The 26,357-nt window shown below is 71.1% G+C and carries 6 protein-coding genes; all 6 read right to left on the bottom strand.

What is annotated here, in order from left to right; translation table 11 throughout:
• Window positions 1-128: 128 nt before the first annotated feature.
• On the bottom strand, window positions 129-6,389 hold the full coding sequence (locus DAT35_RS49260) for a type I polyketide synthase (RefSeq protein WP_108076319.1): 6,261 nt from the start codon (window positions 6,387-6,389) through the stop codon (window positions 129-131).
• On the bottom strand, window positions 6,386-12,073 hold the full coding sequence (locus DAT35_RS49255; protein WP_199243241.1) for a type I polyketide synthase: 5,688 nt from the start codon (window positions 12,071-12,073) through the stop codon (window positions 6,386-6,388). The genes DAT35_RS49260 and DAT35_RS49255 overlap by 4 nt, the downstream gene beginning before the upstream one ends.
• A gap of 26 nt (window positions 12,074-12,099) precedes the next feature.
• Window positions 12,100-17,658 carry a type I polyketide synthase gene (locus DAT35_RS49250; RefSeq protein ID WP_108076317.1) on the bottom strand — a complete coding sequence of 1,853 codons (5,559 nt, stop codon included), beginning with the start codon at window positions 17,656-17,658 and terminating at the stop codon, window positions 12,100-12,102.
• Complete coding sequence (locus DAT35_RS49245) at window positions 17,655-24,749, bottom strand: type I polyketide synthase (RefSeq protein WP_108076316.1); 7,095 nt, start codon at window positions 24,747-24,749, stop codon at window positions 17,655-17,657. Before DAT35_RS49245 ends, DAT35_RS49250 begins: the two co-directional genes overlap by 4 nt.
• A 103-nt stretch (window positions 24,750-24,852) precedes the next feature.
• Window positions 24,853-25,218 carry a tRNA-binding protein gene (locus DAT35_RS49240; RefSeq protein WP_108076315.1) on the bottom strand — a complete coding sequence of 122 codons (366 nt, stop codon included), beginning with the start codon at window positions 25,216-25,218 and terminating at the stop codon, window positions 24,853-24,855.
• Window positions 25,215-26,030, bottom strand: a complete 816-nt coding sequence (locus tag DAT35_RS49235) for a hypothetical protein (protein ID WP_108076314.1) — start codon at window positions 26,028-26,030, stop codon at window positions 25,215-25,217. Before DAT35_RS49235 ends, DAT35_RS49240 begins: the two co-directional genes overlap by 4 nt.
• Between the last annotated feature and the right edge of the window lie 327 nt (window positions 26,031-26,357).

Genomic DNA, 26,357 nt, shown 5'->3' with positions numbered 1-26,357 from the left:
ACCGGCCTCATCCAAATCCCACTTGGGGTGATTCGGGTCTCGGCTCGGTCGGTGGGTCGCATCGCGGATGACCCAAGGCCGGGGCGGGGGGCTGTGCTTCACCCTCCCTCCCCGGCCTCGTGCATGTCTCAGCCCAGCTTCAGCTTCTCCGTGATGTGCGCCAGCAATGTCTCGCCCGCCTCGCGTGCGAAGAAGTGGTCTCCGTCGAAGAGGTACGTCGACAGTCTCCCTCGCGTGTGCTCACCCCACGTGTCCAGCTGCGTCGACGCGATGAGCCGGTCCTGTCTGCTCCCGAAGACCGTCAGCGGAATGTCCAGCGGCTCCTCCTCCACGTAGCTGTACGACTCCATCAACGCGAAGTCCTTTCGCAGCGTGGGCAGGTACGTCTTCATCAGCTCCGCGTCGTGCTCGCGCCCGAACTCCTCCGTGATGAAGCCCCGCTGGCGCGACATCTCCAGGAACTCCTTGTCCGAGAGCCGCAGCGCGATCGACGCCGGCATCGGCAGGTGCGGCGGCTTGAACGACGACACGAAGAGATGCTCCGGCACCAGGCCCTTCTTGCGCAGGTGCCTCGTCAGCTCGAACGCGTACAGCGACCCCATGCTGTGGCCGAACAGCGCGAACCGCTCGCCCAGGTACGGCTCGAGGGCCCTCGCCATTGCCGGGATGAGCACCTCCATCCGCTCCAGGTGCGGCTCCGCGATTCGCATGCCGTGCGCCGGCATCTCCACAGGGTAGAGCCCCAGCCCCTCCGGCACGTGCGGCCCCCATGCCCGGAAGAACGACGCGCTCGCTCCCGCTCCCGGAATGCAGAACAGCCGGAGCGTCTCCTTCGGCCATTTCTTCGTGAGGGCGAACCACGACCGCTGGTTCTCCACCGCGTCCCCGCCTCGCGGCTGCGCCTCCGCTCCTCCCTCCGCCTCTCCCGTGAGCGCCGGCTGGCCGAGCAGGTACTCGGACAGCGAGGCGAGCTCCGGGTACGTGAAGAGCAGCGTCGCCGACAGCTTCAGCCCCAGCGAGGCCTCCAGCCGGTTGCGCAGCTCCAGGCTCACCAGCGAGTCCATTCCCATGTTGATGAAGGGCTCGTGACGGTCCAGCCGCGAGGGCTCCAACCGCAGCGCCCGCGCCAGCTGCTTCTTCAGGTGCTCCTCCAGCAAGGCCCCACGCTGGCCCGGCTCGGCCTTGCGCAGCTCCTCGCGGATGTTCACCGCGCCGGCTTCCTCGGCCCCGGCCGCGCCCGACTCGGCGAGCAGCTCCGCCCACAGCGGGGAGCTGGCTCCCGGGTAGGACTCCAGCCACTGCCGAGCGTCGAAGCTCATCACCGCCACCTGCGCGGCCCGGCCCGACAGCAGCCGCTCCAGCACCGCCGTGCCCTGCGCCGGTTTGATGCTCCCCACGCCCCGGTGCAGCAGGCGCTCGCCGCGGTTGCTCTGCGCCGCCGCCTGGCCCACGTCCGAGAACGCACCCCAGTTGATGCTCAGGCCCGTCAGGCCCTGGCTCCGCCGGTGCTGCGCCAGTGCGTCCAGGAAGGCGTTCGCCGCCGCGTAGTTCGTCTGTCCCGGCGAGCCCAGCAGCGACGCGCCCGACGAGTACATGACGAAGAAGTCCAGCGCCTTGTCCGCCGTGAGCGTGTGCAGGTTCCACGCGCCCCGCACCTTCGCGCCCATCGGCTTGTCGAAGCGCTCGCCATCCATCTCCAGCACGGTGCGGTCCTCGAGCACCACCGCCGCGTGCAGCACGCCCTTGAGCGGGGGCAGGACCTTCTCCATCCGCTTGAGTACCGCCTCCACCTGCTCGCGCTGGGAGACGTCCGCGCGCTCCACCACCACGAGCGCCCCGGCCTTCTCCAGCCCCTGGAGCACCTGGCGCGCCGCCTCCGTGGGCTCTCTGCGGCCCATGAGGACGAGGTTGCGAGCGCCCTTCTCCACCATCCACTTCGCCACCGTGAGGCCCAGTCCTCCCAGGCCGCCGGTGAGCAGGTAGGTGGCGTCGGACTTGAACTGCACCGGCTCGCCGCCGAGCGACTCGTACGTGCCGCGCACCAGCCGGGCCACGTACCGGGCCTTCTCGCGCCACGCCACCTGCGTCTCTCCGTCCGCCGCTCCCAGCTCGGCGAACAGCGCACGGGCTCGCGTCTGGGCTTCCTCGCCCACCACGTCCACGAGCGTGGTGCGCAACTCCGGGTGCTCGAGTGCCAGCGCCCGGCCGAAGCCCCACAGCGGCGCCTGTGCCACGGACACGTCCTCGCCTGCATTCACCGCGTGGGCGCCTCGCGTCACCAGCCACAGCCGAGGCGTCTCACGCCAGCCCTTCTTCACCACCGCCTGCGCCAGGTACAGCGCGCTCAGGGTGCTCGTCCGCCGCGCCCGCTCTACGTCCTGCGCGCTCGCGTCCAGGCTCCACAGGTGCACCACGCCCCGGCAGCCCGTCTCACCGAAGGCCTCCTCCAGCACCCGCCGGTAGTCCTCCGGCGACGACGCATCCACCCGGAAGAGCCCCGGCTCCAACTTCTCGTAGCGCTCGGCCGCCACCACCTTCACGCAGCGCTGGCCCCTCGCCTCGAGCTGCGCCGCCAGCGCATTGCCCGTCTTCGCCCCGTCGAGCAGCACCAGCCACGCGCCCTCGCCGCCCTCGGGCCCGTGCTCCGGCAGCGCGCCCTCGTGCTTCTTCCACTCCAGCGCGTACAGCCACTCCTCGCCCACCGGACGCGCGCCTACCCCGCCCTCCAGCTTCTGCACCCGCAGGCCCTTCACCTCGGCGAAGACTCCTCCCGTCTCGTCCAGCAGCGCGATGTCCCAGTGGTACTCCTTCGCCTCCTTCTCCACCGGACGCAGCCGGCCGTGTGCCCACACCTCCCGCTCCGGGCGGCGGTGCACTCGCACCGACTCCACCCCCACCGGCACATAGGGCTCTCCTCCCTCGGACAGCTTGCCTCCCGGCGCGAAGAGCAGCGCGCCCAGCACCTGGAAGCTGGCGTCCAATAGCGCCGGGTGCAGTTGATAGGCCGCGAGTTGGGTCGCCGCCGCGTCCGGCAGCCGCACCCGGCCCAGCACCTCGTTCGTCCCCTGCCACAGCTCCTGCACTCCCTGGAAGCCGGGGCCGTACTGGATGTGCTGCTTCTCCACCAGCGGGTAGTACGCCGAGCCCTGCATGCTCACCGTGCACCGCTCGCGGATCTTCCGGGGCTCCTCGCCTCGCGCCGCTTCCTTCGCGCCACCCAGTTGCCTCAGCTTGCCCGTCGCGTGGCGCACCCACCCCGTACCCGCCTCGGCCTGGCTGCTCACCTGGAACGTCGCCTCTCCGCCCTGCTGCTCGGTGAGCGTCACCTGCACCGTGCGCGCCTTCTTCGCCGGCAGGGCCAGCATTCGCTCGAAGCTCGCTCCCTCCAGCGCGTACGGCTTCTGCCCGAACACCGCCGCCGCCGCCGACAGCCCCATCTCCACGTACGCCGCGCCCGGCACCACCACCTCGCCCTGCACCCGGTGGTCCGACAGGTACGGCACCGCCTCCACGCTCAGCGTCTGCTCCCAGCAGCGCGTCCCAGGCATGATCGACAGCGAGAAGGAGCGACCCATCAGCGGGTGCAGCACCTCGCCCGGCTTCAGCGACTGTCCTCTCGCCAGCGGCGCCACCTGCATCCCCGCGTCCACCCAGTAGCGCTCGCGCTGCCACTGGTACGTGGGCAGCGGGACGACCTGGCCCTGCTCGCCGTTCACCTGCTTGAGGTTCACGGAGACGCCGTGCGAGTGCAGTGCGGCCACGGACTCGAGCAGCACGTGGCGGTCATCCTGGTCGCGGCGCAGCGATGCCACCGCGAGTCCCTTGTCACCGGCCTCCTTGAGCGCCTCTTCCACCGAGGGCAGGAGGATGGGGTGCGGGCTCATCTCGAGGAACACCTCGTGGCCCGACTTGAGCAACTGGTCCACGCCCTGGGCAAAGAGGACGGGCTCGCGCAGGTTGCTCACCCAGTAGTTGGCGTTGAGCTCGCCTTCCTTCACCGCGCGGCCGATCACCGTGGACTGCATGGTGACGCGAGGCGCCGAGCCCTTCACGCTGGAGAGCGCCTGGAGGAGCTCGCTCCGCAGCTCGTCCATCTGGGGGCTGTGGGAGGCGACGTCCACCTTGATGCGGCGGCAGAAGACCCCTCGCTTCTCCAGCTTCTCGAGCACCTTCTCGAGCGCCTGGGGCTCGCCGGAGATGACCGTGGCGCGAGGCCCGTTGCTGACGGCCACGGAGAGCTTCTGCTCGAAGCCCTGGAGCTCCTGGCGGGCCTGGTCCAAGGACAGCTCAACCAGGGCCATGGCGCCCTTGCCGCTCAGACGGCGCATGAGGTGGCTGCGGCGGCAGATGATCTTCACCGCGTCCTGGAGGGAGAGAGCGCCCGCGACGTAGGCGGCGGCGATCTCACCCATGCTGTGGCCGACGACTGCATCCGGCTGGACGCCCCAGTGCTTCCAGAGGGTGGCGAGGCCGACGCTCATGGCGAAGAGAGCGGGCTGGATGATGTCGATGCGGTTGAGCTTGGACTGCTCACCGGAGGCCTGGAGCTCCTCGAGCAGGGACCAGCCCATCTCCTGGCGAATGGCGGCGTCGCACTCCTCGATGGCGGAGCGGAAGACGGGCTCCTGCTGCAACAGCTTGCGGCCCATGCCCTCCCACTGCGAGCCCTGCCCCGGGAAGACGAAGACGACCTTGTGCTTGTCGCTGACGACCTCGGAGCGCGCGATGCTGCTCGGCCGCTCGCCCGCGAGGTAGGCCTCGAGCGACTGGCGCCACTCCTCCCGCGTGCGGCCGACGATGGACAGGCGCTGCTTGTAATGCGAGCGGCGCAGGGCGGCGGAGAATGCGATGTCCCGCTCGCTCCAGGGCTGCCCCTCACCGTCGGCGCCGAGGTACTTCACGTACTCGCGCGCCAGCCCATCCAGGGACGGAGCGCTGCGAGCCGACAGCGTGAGCACCCGCTCGATGGGAGACTGCTCGGGGGCGAGCGGCTCGGCGTTCGGGGCCTCCTCCAGAATCACGTGCGCGTTGGTGCCGCTGATGCCGAAGGAGTTCACGCCCGCGTAGCGCCGCTTGCCCCCCTTCTTCCACTCCAGCTTCCGGGTGGCCAGCTTGAGCGACGTCCCCTCCAACTGGATGCGCGGGTTGAGCCGCTTGAAGTGCAGGTTGGTGGGGATGGCCTCGTGCTGCATGGACAGCACGACCTTGATGAGGCCGGCGATGCCGGCGGCCGCCTCGAGGTGGCCCACGTTCGACTTCAACGCGCCCAGCACGCACGGCGAGCCATCCTCGCGCGGCGGGCCGAGCACGTCGGAGATGGCCTGCACCTCGATGGGGTCTCCCAGGGCCGTGCCGGTGCCGTGCGTCTCCACGTACGAGATGTCCGCGGCGGACAGGTTCGCGCTCTCGAGCGCCTGGCGCAGCATGGCCTGCTGGGCGAGCGCGTTGGGCGCCGTGAGGCCGGTGGAGCGGCCATCCTGGTTCACCGCCGAGCCCCGGATGACGGCGAGCACCCGGTCACCCGCGGCTCGCGCGTCCGACAGGCGCTTGAGGATGATCATTCCGCAGCCCTCGCCGCGCACGTAGCCGTTGGCCTGCGCGTCGAAGGTCTTGCACCGCCCGTCCGGCGACAGCGCCTGCGAGCGGGCGAAGATGTACGTGAGCCACGGCAGCACCATGGCGTTCACTCCGCCCGCGATGGCCACGGAGCTCTCGCCGTTGCGCAGGCTCTGGCAGGCCAGGTGCACCGCCACCAGCGACGAGGAGCACGCCGTGTCCACCGCCATGCTCGGGCCCTGGAGGCCCAGCGAGTACGACAGGCGTCCCGGAGGGAAGCAGTGTCCGTTCCCCGAGGCCGTGTAGATGTCCAGCTTCTTCGGGTCCGTGAACAGGCCGTACTGCTCGTAGTCGTTGGTGTTGATGCCGAGGAACACGCCCGTCCGCGTCCCCGACAGCAGCTCCGGAGAGAGGCCCGCGCGCTCCAGCGCCTCCCACGTCACCTCGAGCACCATGCGCTGCTGCGGGTCCAGGTTCACCGCCTCGCGCGGGGAGATGCCGAAGAACTGCGGATCGAACAGGTCCATCCGCTCCTTGAGGAAGGCGCCCCAGCGCGTGGCCCGCTGCTCCGGGTGCGAGGGGTCCAGGTAGTGGAACGGATCATCTCCCCAGCGGTCCGCGGGGACCTCGGTGATGGTGTCCACCCCCTTGTCCAGCAGCTTCCAGAAGGACTCCGGCGTCGACGCGCCTCCCGGGAAGCGGCACCCCATGCCGATGATGGCGATGGGCTCCGTGCGGGCGTACTGCACGGCATCCAGCTCGTGCTGCATCTCGCGCATGGCGACGACCGCACTGCGCAGACGCGAAAGGTATTCGGCTTCAGACTGGCTCATCGCGATGTCCTCATCATCCTGGTGCGCTTCAGCGACTCGTTGAGCGATTCATCGAACAGGCTCAGCAGCTCGTCCTTGCCGAGCTGCTCGAGGTCCGCGGGCAACTCCTGGCGCGGCTCGGGCGCCAGCTGCCTCGGGGTGGACGTGGGGGCCGGTGTGGCCGCCCGCTGCTCCGTCTGCGTGGCGGTGGAGGTGGACGCCTCCTCCGAGGCGGCGATCTTCCCGAGCAGGTACTCGGCGAGCGCCGCCAGGTTGGGATAGGTGAACAGCAGCGTCGCGGACAGCTTCAACCCCAGGCTGGACTCGAGCTTGTTGCGCAGCTCCAGGCTCATCAGCGAGTCCAGGCCCATGTTGGTGAAGGCCTCCATCCGGTCGATCTTCGACGCCTCCAGCCGCAGCACCCGGGCCATGTGTCCGGCCAGGTGCTCCTCGAGCACCGACAGGCGACGGCCCGGCTCCGTCTTGCGCAGCTCCTCGCGGATCTTCGCCGCTCCGGGCTCCTCGGCCTTCGCCTGCGTGGGCTCGGCGAGCAGCTGCGTCCACAGCGGCGAGCTGGCGCTCGGGTAGAACTCCAGCCACTGCCGGGCGTCGAGCTGCATCACGCCCACCTGCGCCGCGCGGCTCGACAGCAGCCGTCCCAGCACCGCCGTGCCCTGCGCCGGCTTGAGGCCGCTGATGCCGCGGAGGGACAGACGCTCGCCACGGTTGGCCTGCGCCGCCGCCTGACCCACGTCCGAGAAGGCGCCCCAGTTGATGCTCAGGCCCGGGAGGCCCTCGCTCCGCCGGTGGTACGCCAGCGCGTCCATGAAGGCGTTGGCCGCCGCGTAGTTGCTCTGGCCCGGCGAGCCCAGCAGCGACGCCGCCGACGAGTACATGATGAAGAAGTCCAGCTCCTTGCCCGCCGTGAGCGTGTGCAGGTTCCACGCGCCCTGGACCTTGGGAGCCATCGGCTTGCCGAAGCGCTCGCCGTCCATCTCCAGCACGGTGCGGTCCTCGAGCACCACCGCCGCGTGCAGCACGCCCTTGAGCGGGGGCAGCTCCTTCTCCACCCGAGCGAGCGCTGCTTGCAGGGACTCGCGCTGGGAGACGTCCGCGCGCTCCACCACCACGCGGGCGCCGGCCTTCTCCAACTCCTGGAGCACCTGGCGCGCCGCCTCCGTGGGCTCACTGCGGCCCATGAGGACGAGGTTGCGAGCGCCCTTCTCCACCATCCACTTCGCCACCGTGAGGCCCAGTCCTCCCAGGCCGCCGGTGAGCAGGTAGGTGGCATCCGCCTTCAGCGCGAGCGGCTCCGCGCCGAGCGCCTCGTACGTGCCGCGCGAGAGCCGAGCCGCGTACCGGGCCTCGCCGCGCCACGCCACCTGCGTCTCGCCGTCCGCCGCGCCCAGCTCTCGCAGGAGCGCCAGGGCCTGGGCCTGCGCGGTGTCGCCCAGCGTGTCCACCAGGACGGTCTGGAGCTCGGGATGCTCGAGCGCGAGCGCCCGGCCGAAGCCCCACAGCGGCGCCTGCGCCAGGGCCACTCCGTCACCCTGCTTCACCGCGTGAGCGCCCCGAGTCGCCAGCCACAACCGGGGCGTGTCGCGCCAGCCCTGCCGCACCAGCGACTGCGCCAGGTACAGCGCGCTCTGGCTGCCCGTGCGCACGGCCTTGTCCAGGTCCTCCGTCCCGCCCGCGTCCAGGCTCCACAGGTGCACCACGCCTCGGCAGCCCGCCTCGCCGAAGGCGTCCTTGAGCACCCGCCGGTAGTCCTCGGGCGAGGCCGCGTTCACCCGGAAGCGTCCGGCTCCGAGCTTCTCGTAGCCATCGCTGGCCACCACCGTCACCGCGCGCTGTCCGCGAGCCTCGAGCAGCTCCGCCAGCGCATCGCCCGTTCCGCCCGAGTCCGCCAACACCAGCCACGCGCCCTCTCCCGAGGGCCCCTCCTCGGACAGTGTGCCCTCGTGCCGCTTCCAGTCCTGCGCGTACAGCCACTCCTCGCCCACCGGCTTCGCCGCGCGGCCTCCGCCCTCCAGCCGCTGCACCCGCAGGCCCTTCACCTCGGCGAGCACCTCGCCCGCCTCGTTCATCATCACCACGTCGCCGATGCGGCTCTCCTTGCCCTTCCCCTCGCGCTGCCGCAGCCGGCCGTGTGCCCACACCTCGCGCTCGAGCGGCCGGTAGAAGTGCACCTTCTCCATGCCCACCGCGACGTATGTCTCGGGCTCGCCCGTCTCCGAGCCCTCGGGCGCGAAGAGCAGCACCCCGAGCACCTGGAAGCACGAGTCCAACAGCGCCGGATGCAGCCGGTAGCCCGCCAGCGGCGCCTCGGGGCCCTCCAGGTGCACCACCCGGCCGAGCACCTCGCCCGCTCCCTGCCACAGCTCCTTCACGCCCTGGAAGTACGGGCCGTACTCGAGCCCCTGGTTGCGCAGCAGCTCGTAGTTCTCCTGCGTGGCGATGGTTTTCGGGCAGCGCTCGATGATCTGCTTCGGCGCCTCGTGCGTCACGCGCTCGCCGGGTTTGAGCTCCTCGTTCGCGTACACGGTGCCCGCCGCGTGGCGGATCCACCCCACGTTCTGGAGGCTGGACACCTGGAAGCCCATGCGGCCCTCGCCCTTGTCGGTGAGCGCCACCTGCACGTTGTAGGCGTTGGAGGCAGACAGCGAGAGCATGCGCTGGAAGCTCACGTCCTCGAGCACGTACGGCTTCTCCCCGTGCGTCGCCGCCGCCGCCGCCAACCCCAGCTCCGAGTACGCCGCCGCCGGCACCACCACCTCGCCCTGCACCTGGTGGTCGATCAGGTAGGGCGTCGTCTCCCCGCTCAGCGTCTGCTCCCAGAAGCGAGGGCCTCCCTCGACCGAGAGCGGCACCGCGGTCCCGAGCAGCGGGTGCACCACCGTCCCCGTGCGCGGCGTGGTGCTCCTCGCCTGCTGTGCCACGGTCTGCGCCTGCGCGGACTCCTCGAGCCAGTAGCGCTCGCGCTGCCACGGGTACGTGGGCAGGGGCACGAGCTGTCCCTGGGCGCCGTTGATCTGCTTGAAGTCCACGGAGACACCGTGGGCGTGAAGCGCGGCCACGGACTCGAGCATCACGCGGCGGTCGTCCTGGTCGCGGCGCAGCGAGGCCACCGCGAGTCCCTTGTCACCCGCGTCCTTGAGCGCCTCCTCGACGGAGGGCAGGAGGATGGGGTGCGGGCTCATCTCGAGGAAGACCTCATGGCCCGACTCGAGCAGCTGGCCCACGCCCTGGGCGAAGAGGACGGGCTCGCGCAGGTTGCTCACCCAGTAGTTGGCGTTGAGCTCGCCTTCCTTCACCGCGCGGCCAATCACGGTGGACTGCATGGTGATGCGAGGCGCCGAGCCCTTCACGCTGGAGAGCGCCTCGAGCAACTCGCCGCGCAGCTCGTCCATCTGGGGGCTGTGGGAGGCGACGTCCACCTTGATGCGACGGCAGAAGACTCCGCGCTGCTCGAGCTTCTTGAGGACTTCTTCGAGGGCCTGGGGCTCACCGGAGAGCACCGTGGCGCGAGGGCCGTTGCTCACGGCCACGGAGAGCTTCTGTTCGTAGCCCTGAACTTCCTGGCGGGCCTGGTCCAAGGACAGCTCAACCAGGGCCATGGCGCCCTTGCCACTCAAGCGGCGCATGAGGTGGCTGCGGCGGCAGATGATCTTCACCGCGTCCTGGAGGGAGAGAGCACCCGCGACGTAGGCGGCGGCAATCTCACCCATGCTGTGGCCGACGACGGCATCCGGCTGAACGCCCCAGTGCTTCCAGAGAGCGGCGAGGCCGACGCTCATGGCGAAGAGGGCGGGTTGAATGATGTCGATGCGGTTGAGCTTCGACTGCTCCCCACTGGCCTGGAGCTCCTCGAGGAGAGACCAGCCCATCTCCTGGCGGATGGCGGCGTCGCACTCCTCGATGGCGGTGCGGAAGGCGGGCTCCTGCTGGAGAAGCTTGCGGCCCATGCCCTCCCACTGCGAGCCCTGCCCCGGGAAGACGAAGACGACCTTGTGCTTGTCGCTGGTGGCCTCGGAGCGCGCGACGCCACTCGGCCGCTCGCCCTTGAGATAGGCCTCCAGGGCCTGACGCCAGTCCTGCTTGCTCCGGCCCACGATGGCGAGCCGCTGCTTGTAGTGCGAACGGCGCTGCGCGGCGGTGAAGGCGATATCGCGCTCGCTCCAGGGCTGCCCCTCACCCTCGGCGCCGAGGTACTTCACATACTCACGCGCCAGCGCATCCACCGCGGGGCCCGTGCGCGCGGAGAGCGTGAGCACCCGCTCGGAGGTGGACTGCTCGGGGGCGAGCGGCTCGGCGTCCGGGGCCTCCTCGAGCACCAGGTGCGCGTTGGTGCCGCTCATGCCAAAGCCACTCACGCCCGCGAAGCGGCGCTTGTTCCCCTTCTTCCACTCCTGCTTGCGCGTGGGGATGACGAAGGGCGTCCCCTCCAGCTTGATGCGCGGATTGAGCCGTTTGAAGTTCAGGTTGCCCGGGATGGCCTGGTTCTGGAGTGACATCACCACCTTGATGAGGCCGGTGACGCCCGCGGCCGGCTCCAGGTGGCCCACGTTCGTCTTCACCGCTCCCAGCACGCACTGGGAACCATCCTCGCGCGGTTGGCCAATCACTTCCGTGAGGGCCTCGACCTCGATGGGGTCGCCGAGCGAGGTGCCGGTGCCATGCGTCTCGACGTAGGTGATGTCCGAGGGCGAGACGCGCGCATTCTCCAGCGCCGACTTCAGCAAGGACTTCTGCGCCAGCACGTTGGGCGCCGTGAGGCCGGTGGAGCGGCCGTCCTGGTTCACCGCCGAGCCGCGGACGACGGCGAGAATCTTGTCACCGGCGGCCTGGGCGTCCGACAGGCGCTTGAGGACGACGATGCCGCAGCCCTCGCCGCGCACGTAGCCGTTGGCCTGTGCGTCGAACGTCTTGCACCGCCCGTCCGCCGACAGCGCCTGCGACGTGGCGAGCAGGTGCGTCACCCACGGCAGCAGCATGAGGCTCACGCCGCCCGCGATGGCCATGGTGCTCTCGCCGTTGCGCAGGCTCTGGCAGGCCAGGTGCACCGCGACCAGCGACGAGGAGCACGCCGTGTCCACCGAGATGCTCGGGCCCTGCAAGCCCAGCACATACGACAGGCGTCCCGGCGGGAAGCAGTGCCCGTTGCCCGTGAAGTGATACACGTCCAGCGAGGTCGGGTCCTTCGGGAGGACGTACTGCTCGTAGTCGTTGGTGTTCACCCCGAGGAACACGCCCGTCTTCGAGCCCATGAGCTGCTCGGGCACCTGGCCCGCGCGCTCCAGCGCCTCCCACGTCACCTCGAGCAGCATGCGCTGCTGCGGGTCCAGGCTCATCGCCTCGCGAGGGGAGATGCCGAAGAAGTGCGGATCGAACTGGTCCATCCGCTCCTTGAGGAAGGCGCCCCAGCGCGCCGACTGCTGGTCCGGCGTGGCCGACTCGCCCGGGTCGTACGGGTCCTTGCCCCAGCGGTCCGTCGGCGCGGACGAGACCGCATCCACGCCGCTCTCGAGCAGCTTCCAGAAGGACTCGGGAGTCGACGCGCCTCCCGGCAGGCGGCAGCCCATGCCGATGATGGCGATGGGCTCCGTCTTCGACCGCTCGAGGGCTCCCAGCTTGCCCTCCATCTCCTTGAGCGTGATGGCTGCCTTTCGCAGGCGGGCGATGTAGTCCGCTTCAGACATACTCATGGGGTGCAACTCCCTTTCAAAGGTGCTCAGGCAATCCCAAACGACTTGTCGAAGAACTCGAGCAGCTCTTCCTTCGAAAGCTGCTCCACCTGCTCGGTGATGCGGGAGGTGGTGGTCTCGGCCGGGGTCGCCGAGGGCGGCGGCTCCTCAGCGGCGGTGGCGGAAGCCGGGACCAGCTCCCCGAGCAGGTACTCGGCGAGCCCGGCGAGGTTCGGGTAGGTGAACAGCAGCGTCACCGACAGCTTCAATCCCAGCGAGGCCTCCAGCCGGTTGCGCAGCTCCAGGCTCATCAGCGAGTCCAACCCCAGCTCCCCGAGTGCCCTCAACCGCTCGATGCGCGAGGCCTCCAGGCGCAGCACTCGCGCCATCTGTCCGGCGAGATGCTCCTCGAGCAGCGCCTGGCGCCGGGACGCGGGCGCCTTCACCAGGGACTCGCGGAAGTGCGAGGCCCCCGGCTCCTGTGCGCGGGCCTTCTCCTGCGCTCGGAGCAGCTCGGTCCACGGGGCCGCGTTGGCGCCCGGGTAGAACTCCACCCAACGCCGGGCCTCCAGCTTCATCACCACCACCTGCGCGGCCTGGCCCGCGAGCAGCCGCTCCAGCACCGCCGTGCCCTGCTCGGGAGTGATGGGCTCCAGCGGCCCGGTCGAGGTCCGGTCCTCCCCCGCCGCCACGGCGAACGCGCCCCAGTCGATGCTCAGGCCCGTGAGGCCCTGGCTCCGGCGGTGGTGCGCCAGTGCATCCAGGAAGGCGTGCGCCGCCGCGTGGTGGCCTTGCGCCGGCAGGCCCAGCACCGATGCGGCCGACGCGCTCAGCGCGAAGAAGTCCAGCGCCTTGTCCGCCGTGAGCGAGTGCAGGTTCCACGCGACTCGCGCTCCGGTGCTCAGGGGCTCGCTGAAGCGCTCGCCGTCGAGCTCCAGCACCGTGCGGTTGCCCGTGCTCTGCGGCGCATGCACCACGCCCCGGAGCGGCGGCAGGTTCTCCGTCACCCGTTTCAGCACCGCTTCCGCCTGCTCGCGCTTGGAGAGGTCCGCGTGCTCCAGCACCACGCGGGCTCCGGACTTCTCCAGCTCCTGGAGGGACTGACGCGCGGCCTCGGTGGGCTCGGCTCGCTCCACCAGCACGAGGTTGCGTGCGCCCTTCTCCACGAGCCACTTCGCCATGGAGAGGCCCGCGCTACCGAGGCCCCCGGTGAGCAGATAGGTGGCGTCCGCCCTGGGCTCCACCGGCTCGCCGCCGAGCGCCTCGTACGTGCCTCGCGCGAGCCGCGCCACGTACCGGGCCTCCTCGCGCCATGCCACCTGCGTCTCTCCGTCTCCCGCTCCGAGCTCCGCCGCGAGCGCTCGGGCTCGGGCCCGGGCGTCTCCGTCCCCCACGTCCACCAGCGAGGTGCGCAGCTCCGGGTGCTCCAGCTCCAGCGCCCGGCCGAAGCCCCACAGCGGCGCCTGCGCCGCGGAGACACGCTCGCCCTTCGTCACCGCGTGGGCGCCTCGCGTCACCAGCCAGAGTCCCGGCGTGTCCCGCCACCCTCGCCGCACCACCGCCTGCGCCAGGTACAGCGCGCTCTGGCTGCCCAGCCTCCACGCCTTCTCGAGGTCCTCCGTCCCCTCCGCGTCCAGACTCCACAGGTGCACCACGCCCCGGCAGCCCGCATCGCCGAAGGCCTCTTTGAGCACCCGGCGGTAGTCCTCGGCGGATGCCGCGTTCACCCGGAAGAGGCTCGGCTCCAGCTTCTCGTACCGGTCGGCCGCCACCACCTTCACGCAGCGCTGTCCGCGAGCCTCCAGCAGCCCCGCCAGCGCGTTGCCCGTCCCCGCCGAGTCCGTCAGCACCAGCCACGTCCCCGTGCCCGAGGGCTGCTCGGGCAGCGTGCCCTCGTGCCGCTTCCACTCCAGCGTGTGCAGCCACTCCTCGCCCACCGGGCGCGCGCCCACCCCGCCCTCCAGCCGCTGCACCCGCAGCCCCTCCACCTCCGCGAGCACCTGCCCCGACTCGTTCAGCAGCCGCACGTCCCAGACGAAGGCCTTCGCGCTCCGGTCCGTGGGACGCAGCCGCCCGTGCGCCCAGGCCTCGCGCTCCACCCGGCCGTGCACTCGGAGGGACTCGAGGCCCGCCGCGATGAAGGTCTGTCTTTCTCCCTCCTGTCCGTCGATCGACGGCAGCAGCACTCCGAAGGCCTGGAAGCATGCATCCAGCAGCGCCGGGTGCAGTTGGTAGCCTGCGGTCTTCGTCGCGGAGCTCTCGGGCAGGCGCACCCGGCCGAGCACTTCGCCCGGGCCTCGCCACAGCTCCTCCACTCCCTGGAACGCCGGCCCGTACTCGAGCCCCTGCTGCCGCAGCAGCTCGTAGCTCTCGGCGACGGCGAGGGGCGCCGTGCAGCGCTCGCGGATTCGCCGGGGCTCCTCGCCTCGTGCCGGTTCCTTCCCCGTGCCGAGTGGCCGTAGCCGAGCCGTCGCGTGCTTCACCCACGCCGCGCCCGCCTCGCTCTGGCTGGACACCTGGAAGGTCGTCTCACCGCCCTGCTGCTCGGTGAGCACCGCCTGCACCGTGCGGGCTCCCTTCGCCGGCAGGGACAGCATCCGCTCGAAGGCCACTCCCTCCAGGGTATAGGGCTTCTGGCCGAACACCGACGCCGCCGCCGCGAGCCCCATCTCCACGTAGGCCGCCGCCGGCACCACGGCTTCGCCCCGCACGCGGTGGTCCGTCAGGTAGGCGGGGGACGAGGTGCTCACCGCCTTCTCCCACCCGTGCATCCCCGGCAGCACCGAGATCGAGAACGGCCGGCCCAGCAGCGGATGCTCCTTCTCCCCCGAGGAGGCCGAGGTGCTCCGCATCACCGGTACCGCGTTCGTCTCTTCCACCCAGTAGCGCTCGCGCTGCCACGAGTAGGTGGGCAGGGGCACGGTCTGTCCCTGAGCGCCGTTCAACTGCTTGAAGTCCACGGAGACACCGTGGGCGTAGAGCGAGGCCACGGATTCGAGCAGCACGTGGTGGTCATCCTGGTCGCGGCGCAGCGAGGCCACCGCCAGTCCCTTGCCACCGGCCTCCTTGAGCGCCTCCTCGACGGAGGGCAGGAGGATGGGGTGCGGGCTCATCTCGAGGAACACCTCGTGGCCCGACTTCAACAGTTGCTCCACGCCCTGGGCGAAGAGGACGGGCTCGCGCAGGTTGCTCACCCAGTAGCTGGCGTTGAGCTCACCTTCCTTCACCGGGCGGCCAATCACCGTGGACTGCATGGTGATACGAGGCGCCGAGCCCTTCACGCTGGAGAGCGCCTGGAGGAGCTCGCCGCGCAGTTCGTCCATCTGAGGGCTGTGAGAGGCGACGTCCACCTTGATGCGGCGGCAGAAGACGCCCCGCTGCTCCAGCTTCTTGAGGACCTCTTCGAGGGCCTGGGGCTCGCCGGAGAGCACCGTGGCGCGAGGGCCATTGCTGACGGCCACGGAGAGCTTCTGCTCGTATCCCTGCACCTCCTGGCGGGCCTGGTCCAAGGACAGCTCAACCAGGGCCATGGCGCCCTTGCCGCTCAGACGGCGCATCAGGTGGCTGCGGCGGCAGATGATCTTCACCGCGTCCTGGAGGGAGAGCGCACCCGCGACGTAGGCGGCGGCAATCTCGCCCATGCTGTGGCCGACGACGGCATCCGGCTGAACGCCCCAGTGCTTCCAGAGGGCGGCGAGGCCGACGCTCATGGCGAAGAGGGCGGGCTGGATGATGTCGATGCGGTTGAGCTTGGACTGCTCACCGGAGGCCTGAAGCTCCTCGAGCAGGGACCAGCCCATCTCCTGGCGGATGGCGGCGTCGCACTCCTCGATGGCGGCGCGGAAGGCGGGCTCCTGCTGGAGGAGCTTGCGGCCCATGCCCTCCCACTGCGAGCCCTGCCCCGGGAAGACGAAGACGACCTTGTGCTTGTCGCTGGTGGCCTCGGAGTGCGCGGCGCCGCCGATCGTTTCACCCTTGAGGTAGGCCTCCAACGTCTGGCGCCAGTCCTGCTTGCTCCGGCCCACGATGGCGAGCCGCTGCTTGTAATGCGTGCGGCGCTGCGCGGTGGTGAAGGCGATGTCGCGCTCGCTCCAGGGCTGTCCCTCGCCCTCGGGTCCGAGGTACTTCACGTATTCGCGAGCCAGGGCCTCCAGCGCGGGGGCCGTGCGTGCGGAGAGCGTGAGGACGCGCTCGGCGGGAGACTGCTCGGCGGCGAGCGGCTCGGCGTCCGGGGCCTCCTCGAGCACCAGGTGGGCATTGGTGCCGCTCATGCCAAAGCCACTCACGCCCGCGAAGCGGCGCTTCTTCCCCTTCTTCCACTCCTGCTTGCGCGTGGGGATGACGAAGGGCGTCCCCTCGAGCTTGATGCGTGGGTTGAGCCGCTTGAAGTTCAGGTTGCCCGGGATGGCCTCGTGCTGCAGGGACATCACGGCCTTGATGAGGCCGGTGACGCCCGCGGCCGCCTCCAGGTGGCCCACGTTCGTCTTGGCGGCTCCCAGCACGCACTTCGAGCCGTCCTCGCGAGGCTGGCCAATCACTTCCGTGAGGGCCTCGACCTCGATGGGGTCTCCGAGCGAGGTGCCGGTGCCATGCGTCTCGACGTAGGTGATGTCCGAGGGCGAGACGCGCGCGTTCTCCAGCGCCGTCTTGAGCATGGCCTTCTGGGCCAGGGCGTTGGGGGCCGTGAGGCCCGTGGAGCGGCCGTCCTGGTTCACCGCCGAGCCGCGGATGACGGCGAGAATCCTGTCCCCCGCCGCCTGGGCGTCCGACAGGCGCTTGAGGACGACGACGCCGCAGCCCTCGCCGCGCGCATAGCCGTTGGCCTGTGCGTCGAACGTCATGCACCGGCCGTCTGGAGACAGCGCCTGGGTCCTCGCCACCACGCGCATGGTCGTCTGGGACACGTGGAGGCTCACGCCGCCCGCGAGCGCCAGGGAGCTCTCGCCGCTGCGCAGGCTCTGGCAGGCCAGGTGCACCGACACCAGCGACGAGGAGCACGCCGTGTCCACCGCTAGGCTCGGGCCCTGCAAGCCCAGCACGTATGACAGGCGTCCCGGCGGGAAGCAGTGCCCGTTGCCCGTGAAGGTGTAGACGTCGTGCTGCTCGGGGTCGGCGTAGCACGCTTGCTTGTAGTCATCCGTCATCAGCCCGAGGAACACGCCCGTCGTCGAGCCCATGAGTTGCTCGGGGGCGATGCCCGCGCGCTCCAGCGCCTCCCACGCCACCTCGAGCACCAGCCGCTGCTGCGGATCCAACAGCACCGCCTCGCGCGGGGAGATGCCGAAGAAGTCCGGGTCGAACAGGTCGAGCCGCTCCTTCAGGAAGGCGCCCCAGCGCAGGGCGCGCTGCTCGGGGTCGCTGGCGTCCTCGTCGGAGCTCCCCGAGGCCCAGCGCTCGGGCGGAATCCGGGTGACGGCATCCACGCCGTTCTCGAGCAGCTTCCAGAAGGACTCGGGCGTCGAGGCTCCTCCCGGCAGGCGGCAGCCCATGCCGATGATGGCGATGGGCTCCGTGCGCGCCCTCGTCACCTCATCCAGCCGCGCCTTCATCTCCTGCACGGCGAGGAGCGCTCGCTTGACGGACGACATCGACGACGCTTCGTTCATTTCCGCAACTCCGTGGAAAGGGCATCCAGGCTCTCGAGCAGCAGCCGCTCGGCTTCCTCGTCGGACATCTGCTCCACCTCGGCGCTCAGGAGCGCGTGGGCCTCGGGGGCGCCCGGCAGCGGCTCGGTGGTGGCGGTGGGGGCCTGGGCGGGCTGCCCGGCGGGGAGCTCCAGCTTGTCCACCACGTGGCGGGACAGGGCGGCGAGGTTCGGGTACGTGAAGAGCAGCGTCGCGGAGAGCTTCAGTCCCAGCGAGGCCTCGAGCCGGTTGCGCAGCTCCAGGCTCATCAGCGAGTCCAATCCCAGCTCACCGAAGGCCCGCATCCGGTCCAGCTTCGACGCCTCGAGCCCCAGCACGTGGGAGATCTGCTCGGCCAGGTGTTCCTCGACGAGTGCGCCGCGCTGGGCGGGCTCGGCCTGGGCGAGCGTCTCGCGGAAGCGAACGCCTCGGGCCTCGCGGGCCTTGGCCTTCTCCTGCTCGGCGAGCAGCTCCGTCCACAGGGGCGCGGTGGCGTTCGGGTAGAACTCGAGCCACTGGCGCGCGTCGAACTGCATCACCGCCACCTGCGCGGCCCGGCCCGTCAGCAGCCGCTCGAGCACCGCCGCGCCCTGCGCTGGCTGGAGGCTTCCCACGCCCCGGTAGGACAGGCGCTCGCCGCGGTTGGCCTGCGCCGCCGCCATGCCCACCTCGGAGAAGGCGCCCCAGTTGATGCTCAGGCCCGGCAGGCCGTGGCTCCGTCGGTGCCGCGCGAGCGCGTCCATGAAGGCGTTGGCCGCCGCGTAGTTGCTCTGTCCGGGGAAGCCCAGCAGCGCCGCCGCCGACGAGTACATGACGAAGAAGTCCAGCGCCTTGTCCGCCGTGAGCGAGTGCAGGTTCCACGCGCCCCGCATCTTGGGTGCCAGGGGCTTGTTGAAGCGCTCGCCGTCCATCTCCAGCACGGTGCGGTCCTCGAGCACCGCCGCCGCGTGCAGCACGCCCTTGAGCGGGGGCAGGGACTCGTTCACCCGCTGGAGCACCGACTCCACCTGCTCGCGCTTGGAGACGTCCGCTCGCGCCACCACCACGCGGGCTCCGGCCTTCTCCAGCTCCTGGAGTGCCTGCCGTGCCTCCCCGGTGGGCTCGCTGCGTCCCATGAGGACGAGGTTCCGCGCGCCCTTCTCCACCATCCACTTCGCCACCGTGAGGCCCAGGCCGCCCAGGCCACCGGTGAGCAGATAGGTGGCGTCGGCCTTGAGCTGCACCGGCTCGCCGCCGAGTGCCTCGTAGGTGCCGCGCACCAGCCGGGCCACGTGCCGGGCGTCTCCTCGCCATGCAAGCTGCGTCTCACCGTCCGTCGCGCCCAGCTCGGCGAGCAGCGCCTCCGCCTGGGCCTGGGTCTCGCCCACCACGTCCACGAGCGTGGTGCGCAATTCCGGGTGTTCGAGCGCCAGCGCCCGGCCGAAGCCCCACAGCGGCGCCTGCGCCATGGACACGTCCTCGCCCGGCTTCACCGCATGGGCGCCTCGAGTCACCAGCCACAGTCCGGGCGTGTCCCGCCACCCCTGCCGCACCAGTGCCTGCGCGAGGTACAGCGCGCTCTGGCTCCCGCGCATCCGGGCCCGCTCCAGCTCCTCCGTTCCCGCCCCGGTGCTCACGTCCAGGCTCCACAGGTGCACCACGCCCTGGCAGCCCGTGTCGCCGAATGCGTCCTTCAGCACCCGCCGGTAGTCCTCGGGGGAGGCCGCATCCACCCGGAAGAGACCCGGCTCCAGCTTCTCGTAGCGCTCGCCGGCCACCACCCTCACGCAGCGCTGGCCTCGCGCCTCCAACAGCCCGGCCAGGGCGCCGCCCGTCTTCGCCTCGTCCTGGAACACCAGCCACGCGCCGTCCTTCGTGAGCGCCTGTCCGGAGACGGCACCCTCGTGCCGCTTCCACTCCAGCGAGTACAGCCACTCCTCACCCGCCGGGCGCGCACCCACCCCGCCCTCCAGCCGCTGCACCCGCAGGCCCTTCACCTCGACGAGCACCTCGCCCGCCTCGTTGAGCAGCAGCAGGTCCGACGTCAGGGGCTGCCCCGCCCGCCTCGCGAGCGCCCATACCTCCCGCTCCGGGCGGCGGTGGACTCGCAGCGACTCCACGCCCACCGGGACGAGCGTCTCCACCGCTCCGGCGGCGGCACCCTCCCCCGCCCCGGTCAGCAGCGTCATCACCACCTGGATGCACGCGTCCAGCAGCGCCGGGTGGAGCCGGTAGGCCGCGAGCTGCGACGTCGCGCCCTCGGGCAGGCGCACCCGGCCGAGCACCTCCTCCGCTCCCCGCCACAGCTCCCGCACGCCCTGGAAGGCGTCGCCGTACTCGAGCCCCGTGGCCGTCATGTGCTGGTAGTGCTCGGCGCCGCTCCAGTGCGAGGCGAGCCGCGAGCGCAGCGTGTCCGGCGAGGGCTCGGAAGGCCTCGGCTCGGAGCGGGCTCCCCGGCGCACTGAGCCCGAGGCATGGTGCAGCCAGGCGTCGCCCTCCTCCACTCCGGGGCGTTGGCTGTACACGTCGAAGGTGGAGAGGCCCGGCTCCTTCTCGGTGAGCACCACCTGGACGGTGCGCTCGCCCTCGGGGGGCAGGGTCAGCATGCGCTGGAAGGACACGGCCTCCAGTGCGCACGGTGCGCCCGCGTACGCCGCCGAGGCCGCCGCCAGTCCCAGTTCCACGTAGGCCGCGCCCGGCACCACCACCTCGCCCTGCACCCGGTGGTCCGACAGATACGGTACGCCCTCGACGCTCAGCGCCTGCTCCCAGCAGCGAGCCCCGCGCAGCGCCGCCACGGAGAGCGGAGCCCCGAGCAGCGGGTGCCCACCGCCCGTCGAGCGCCGCGCCTTCTCCGAGCGCTCCTTGGGCCAGTACCGCTCGCGCTGCCAGCGGTAGGCGGGCAGCGGCACGGTGCGCGCGCCGGGGTACACGCGGCGCCAGTCCACCTCGCAGCCCCGCACGTACAGCGCGGCGAGCGCCTCCTTCACGGTGCGCGTCTCCTCCTGTCCGCGCCGCAGCGAGGCGATGGCCTGTCCCTCGGTGCCTCGGGCCTCCAGGCACTGCAGCACGTTGTGCGAGAGCACGGGGTGCGGGCCCACCTCCAGGAAGACGGTGTGTCCGTCGTCGAGCACGCGGTGCACGGCATCGGAGAAGAGGACGGGGGCGCGGATGTTCCTCGCCCAGTAGTCGGCGCCGAGCTCCTCTCCAGCGAGGCGCGAGCCGGTGACGGTGCTGTAGAGCGCCACCGTCGTGGGCCCGGGGCGCAGCCCGTCGAGCGCCCGGGCCAGCTCGCCTTGGAGCGGCTCCATCTGGGGGCTGTGGAAGGCGTAGTCCACGCGCAGCCGGCGGCACGTCACGCCCTGGCGCTCCAGGAGGGCCACCACCTCGTCCACGGCCTCCGGGTCTCCGGAGAGCACGCAGGAGGACGGATCATTCACCGCCGCGAGGGCCAGCCGCTGCTCGCGTCCCGCGAGGAAGGGGGCGAGCTCGGAGGCGGGGAGCTCGACGGCCACCATGCGCCCCTTCCCGGTGGCGCGCTGCATGAGGCGGCCGCGGTGGTGGACAACGCGCACGGCCTCTTCCAGCCCGAGCGCTCCGGAGGCATGGGCGGCGGCCACCTCGCCGATGCTGTGTCCCAGGACGGCGTCGGGCACCACGCCCCAGGACTCCCACAGCGCCACGAGGGCCACCTGGAGGGCGAAGAGGGCGGGCTGGGTGACTTCCGTCTGTTGCAGGCGCGAGTGCTCCTCGCTGGCGGCCAGTTCCTCCAGGAGGGACCAGCCGCACAGGGGCCGCAGCAGCGAGTCACAGGCCTCGAGGGCGCGGCGGAACACGGGCTCGGAGGCGAGCAACTGCCGGCCCATGCCCACCCACTGCGAGCCCTGGCCGGAGAAGACGAACACGAGCTTGCGGCGCCCGCCCACCACGGGAGGGGCCAGGTGCACGGAGGGGGGACGCTCGCCGCGCAGGAATGCCTCGAGCGCCGCGCCCACCTCCTTGCGAGAGCGGCCCAGGACGGCCAGGCGCTGCTCGTGGTGGGAGCGGTGCACGCCCGCGCAGTAGGCCATATCGCGGAGCGAGGAGGCCTGGGCCAGGCGCTCCTGGTACGCGCGGGCGAGCTCCTGGAGCGCCGCCTCGCCGCGAGCGGACAGCGGCAGGACACAGGGGCTCGGCTCATCGGCCTCGGGCTCGGGCGCGACGTCTCCGCCGAGCGCCACCACGAGGGGCCAGGACTCCTCGCGCACCTCGGGGGGCAGCACGGTGCTCCAGCGCACCGGGTGGCCGAGCGCGTACAGGGCGCCGAGCGTGTCGCGCGTCACCACCTGTCCGTCCTCGCCCCGGCGCAGCGAGGGGAGCACGAGGGCCTCGCGACCGGCGCGCGAGAGCACGGAGCCGACGGGGTGCTTGAGGGTGGAGTGAGGGCCCAGCTCGAGGAAGCAGGAGGCGGGCACCTGCCCGGCGAGGACGCCGAGGGCCTGGGAGAAGAGGACGGGGCGGGTGAAGTGGTCGGCCCAGTAGTCGCCATCCATGCGCGTGCCGTCGAGCCGCGCGCCGGTGACGGTGCTGTAGAGGGGCACGTACGCCCGGCCGGGGCGCACCTCGCGGAGGGCCTCGCGCAGCTCGTCCCGCATGGGCTCGAGCCGGGGCGCGTGGGCCGGCACGTCGGTGCTCACGCGCCAGCAGGAGATGCCCTGGCCGCGCAGCGTCTCCACCACGGAGGCAATGGCATCGGGCTCGCCGGTGAGCACCGTCGCGTCGGGGGCGGCGTGGATGGCGCGGTGCACGCGCTCTGCGTAGCCGGCGAGCACCTCGCCCGCCTGCTCCCAGGGGAGCGACACCAGGGCCATGGCCCCCTGGCCGCGGGTGCGGCCGATGAGCCGGGCCTGGGCGCAGATGACGCGCATGGCGTCCTCCAGGCTCAGACACCCGGCCACGCACGCGGCGGCCACCTCGCCGATGCTGTAGCCGATGACGGCGTCCGGCTCGATGCCCCAGGAGCGCCACAGCTCCGCGAGGGCCAGCTCCAGGGCCACGGTGGCGGGCCAGCCGACTTCCGCCTCGTCCAGCCGCGAGCGCGAGCCCTCCACGGAGAGCTCCTCCAACAGGGACCAGCCCAGGAGCGGGCGGATGAGCCCGTCACAGCGCTCGAGCACCGAGCGGAACACGGGCTCGCCACGCAGCAGGCTGCGCCCCATGGCGGGCCACTGGCCACCCTGTCCGGAGAAGATGAAGACGAGCGGAGCGCGAGCCGAGGCCTCGCCCACCGCCAGCCCCGCCCGAGTCTCTCCAGCGACGAAGGCGGACAGGTGCCGCTCCAGCTCCTGGCGCGAGCGCACCGTCACCGCGAGCCGGTGCGTCCCCCCGCCGAGCCGCCGCGCCGCGTGGCTCACGGAAGCCACCGACCCTCGGCCCTCGGGCGAGCCCAGGAGGCCCAGCACGCGCCGGGCTTTCTCCCGCAGCGCCCCGGCACTCGCGGCGGCAAGGGGGAACAGCTCCGCCTCGCGCGCACGCCACTGCTGGAGCACCACATGACAGTTCGTCCCGCCGAAGCCGAAGGAGCTGACGCCGGCGGTGGCGGGCTCCTCCTCGGCGCCGGGCCAGGGCTCCAGGGCGCGCTGCACCTGGAGGCCGAGCTCCTCGAAGGGAATGTGCGGATTGGGCCGCTGGAGGTGGAGGCTGGCGGGGAGCGCGCCCTGGCGCATGCACAGGGCCACCTTGATGAGACCGGCGATGCCCGCGGCCGCCTCCAGGTGGCCGATGTTGCTCTTCACGGAGCCGAGCCGCAGGGGGCGCTCCGAGGGCCGTCCCTCGCCCAGCACGGTGCCGAGGGCGCGGGCCTCGATGGGGTCTCCCAGGAGGGTGCCGGTGCCGTGGGCCTCCACATAGTGCGCGCGGGAGGGCTGCACACCCGCCTGGGCCCAGGCGCGGCGCAACACATCCTCCTGGGCGCGGGGGTTGGGGGCGGTGAGGCCGTTGCTGGCGCCGTCGTTGTTCACCGCGCTGCCGAGCAACAGACACTGAATGGTGTCCCCATCCGCGAGGGCCCGAGACAGGGGCTTGAGCACGATGGCGCCCACGCCCTCGCCGCGCACATAACCGTTGGCGCGGGCGTCGAAGGAGAAACAGCGGCCATCGGGAGACAGGCCGCCGAACTTGGACATGGCCACGGTGCTCTGGGGCGAGAGCAGCAGGTTCACCCCGCCGGCGATGGCGAGCGAGGACTCACCGGAGCGCAGGCTCTGGCAGGCCAGGTGCACGGCGACGAGCGACGAGGAGCAGGCGGTGCTGACGACGAGGCTGGGCCCCTGCAAGCCGAGCGTATAGGAGACGCGCGCGGAGATGATGCTCGCGTCCTGGCCGGTGGCGGTGTGCGAGGTGGTGGCGGCCCCTCCAGCGCCGGGCAGGCGTGAGTAGTCGCAGAACATGGCGCCGAAGAAGACGCCGGTGCGGCTGCCCTTGAGCGAGCCGGGAGCGAGTCCCGCGTCCTCCAGCGCGCCCCAGGCCGCCTCGAGCGCGAGCCGCTGCTGGGGGTCCATGTCGAGCGCCTCGCGGGGCGAGATGCCGAAGAACTGGGGCTCGAACCGGTCCACGCCATCGAGGAATCCTCCCCAGCGCGTGTTCATCTTCCCGGGGACGGAGGGGTCCGCGTCGTAGAAGGCGTCGAGGTTCCAGCGCTCCGGGGGCACCTCGGTGACGGCATCCACCCCTTCGCGCAACAAGCGCCAGAAGGCGGCCGCGTCCGGAGCGCCCGGGAAGCGGCAGGCGAGGCCGATGACGGCGATGGGCTCCTGTCCCACGGCGGCCGAGGCCTCGGGGGCCCGGGCCGGGCCGGTGCGCTCCACGCCCGCGAGGTGGTCTCTCAGGGCCTCGAGCGTGGGGTACTCCCAGAGCAGCGTGGCGGGGAGCGGACGGCCCACGGCCGCGGACAGCTCGGCGAGCAACTCCAGTGCCCCAGCCGAGTCGAGCCCATAACGGCTGAGGGGCTCGCGGATGTCGATGCTCCCGGCGGGGAGCGTGGTGCGCTCGGAGACGAGCGAAATCAACCGGGCCTGGAGAACCTCGGGAGAAGACAGGGATTCATCCCGTCGCATGGCGACCTCGAGTTACCGGGCAATGGGAACCCGTGGCGGGGCGCACCCCCGTGCGTCCGCCAGACGGTTCCACGCTGTCAGTCAGGGTTGACTGCTTGTGGCCTCAGAGGATGCGCACGCCCTCGCTCACGGGCCTGTCGGGGGACAGCAGCACGGTCCCCTGCTCGGGACACACGGCGGCGAGCACGAGCACCTCCGAGGTGACTCCCGCCACGTTCTTGGGCGGGAAGTTGCAGACGGCCACCACCTGCCGCCCCACGAGCTCCTCGGGGCGGTAGTTGGCGGTCACCTGCGCGGAGGTGGTGCGCTGGCCGAGTGGACCAAAGTCAATGACGAGCACGTAGGCGGGCTTGCGGGCCTTGGGGTTGAGCGACGCGGACAGCACGCGCCCCACCCGGATGTCCACGGCGAGGAACTGCTCGAAGGAGATGGGAGGGGCAATGGGAGCGGATGGCGACTGCTCGCTCATGACTGCCCCACCACCTTCTCCTCGCGCAGCGTGCGAATGTCGCGGCACCACGCCACGTTGCGCGCATAACGCGCCTCGAAGCGCTCCAGGAACTCGGCCTGCTGGTGCGCCGGCACCAGCCGCTCGAGCATCCCGCACGTGAGCGCCACGTGATACGGCTCGGCCGGGTCGTCCCCGCCCACGTGGATGCGGAAGTAGCTCAGCTCGTCCTTCTGCACGCCCGGGTGGGCCGCGGCGAGCGAGCTCCACAGCCCGCTGATCATCCGCTGCGCGTGCAGCTCGAAGGCCACCATCGTCGCGCAGCGCTCCAGGGACGAGCTGTGCGCCAGGCCCTCATAGAGGTCCGTGAGGTACTCGCGCGTCACGGGGCTGTAGCTGGGCTTCGCGGTGCCCACCAGCCGCTCGATGTCGCGGCGCAGATGGTTGGCGTGGAACGTCTTGCGCGTCTCCAGGATGCGCGGCAGCCCGGAGATGCCGTGGCGGGTGAGCGTGAAGTGGCCGCCCGTCTCGTCCCAGCACAGGTAGTTGCCTACGACGGACGTGACCTCCACCTCGACGGGAACGTCCCGGTCGTTCTGGATGGCGTCGAAGATGAGCTCCTTCTGGGCGCCGGCCTGCAGGTAGGGGAACGCCTGGGACATGGCCAGGTAGTTCTGGAGGAGCGGCCGCAGGTGCTGGGGCTCCACGCCCTCTTCGAACGGATGGGGCGAGTAGCGGCCGTCGATGATTTCATTGAGCCGCTGGTAGGTGGTCGAGGCAACTCCAACCATATCCAGCGCCGCCGACATCGGGGTCTGCTGCGAAAGCGACATGGGGTTGTTCCTTCGTATTCCAGGGGAATCAATGCCTGACAAAGCGAGACGCCCGCCTGGGGGCGTCTGATGGCAATCATTGATTTGGACGCGGTGTGCCATGCGGAGTGTTCACTTGTCAAACCGTTTTTGTATGACTTTCAAATTACACGTGGATTGCGGGTATTGGATTTCGAGTGCTCGGGATTGAAAGTGCCTCGTCGTGGAAACCCCGTACGTCGTGACAAGACTGTGATGGGGCGGCGTCCAGCGGCTGGCGGCGTCCGGCCCCGAGGCGCTCCCCGGGCAGGGGGCTGGCGCGGACGGCTGTTCGCCAGCCCGCTCTCC

The sequence above is a fragment of the Vitiosangium sp. GDMCC 1.1324 genome (assembly GCF_003044305.1).
In the GTDB taxonomy this organism is placed as follows: Bacteria; Myxococcota; Myxococcia; order Myxococcales; family Myxococcaceae; genus Archangium.
The sequence above is the reverse complement of the archived record's forward strand: the minus strand, read 5'-3'. Positions and strand labels throughout refer to the sequence as shown.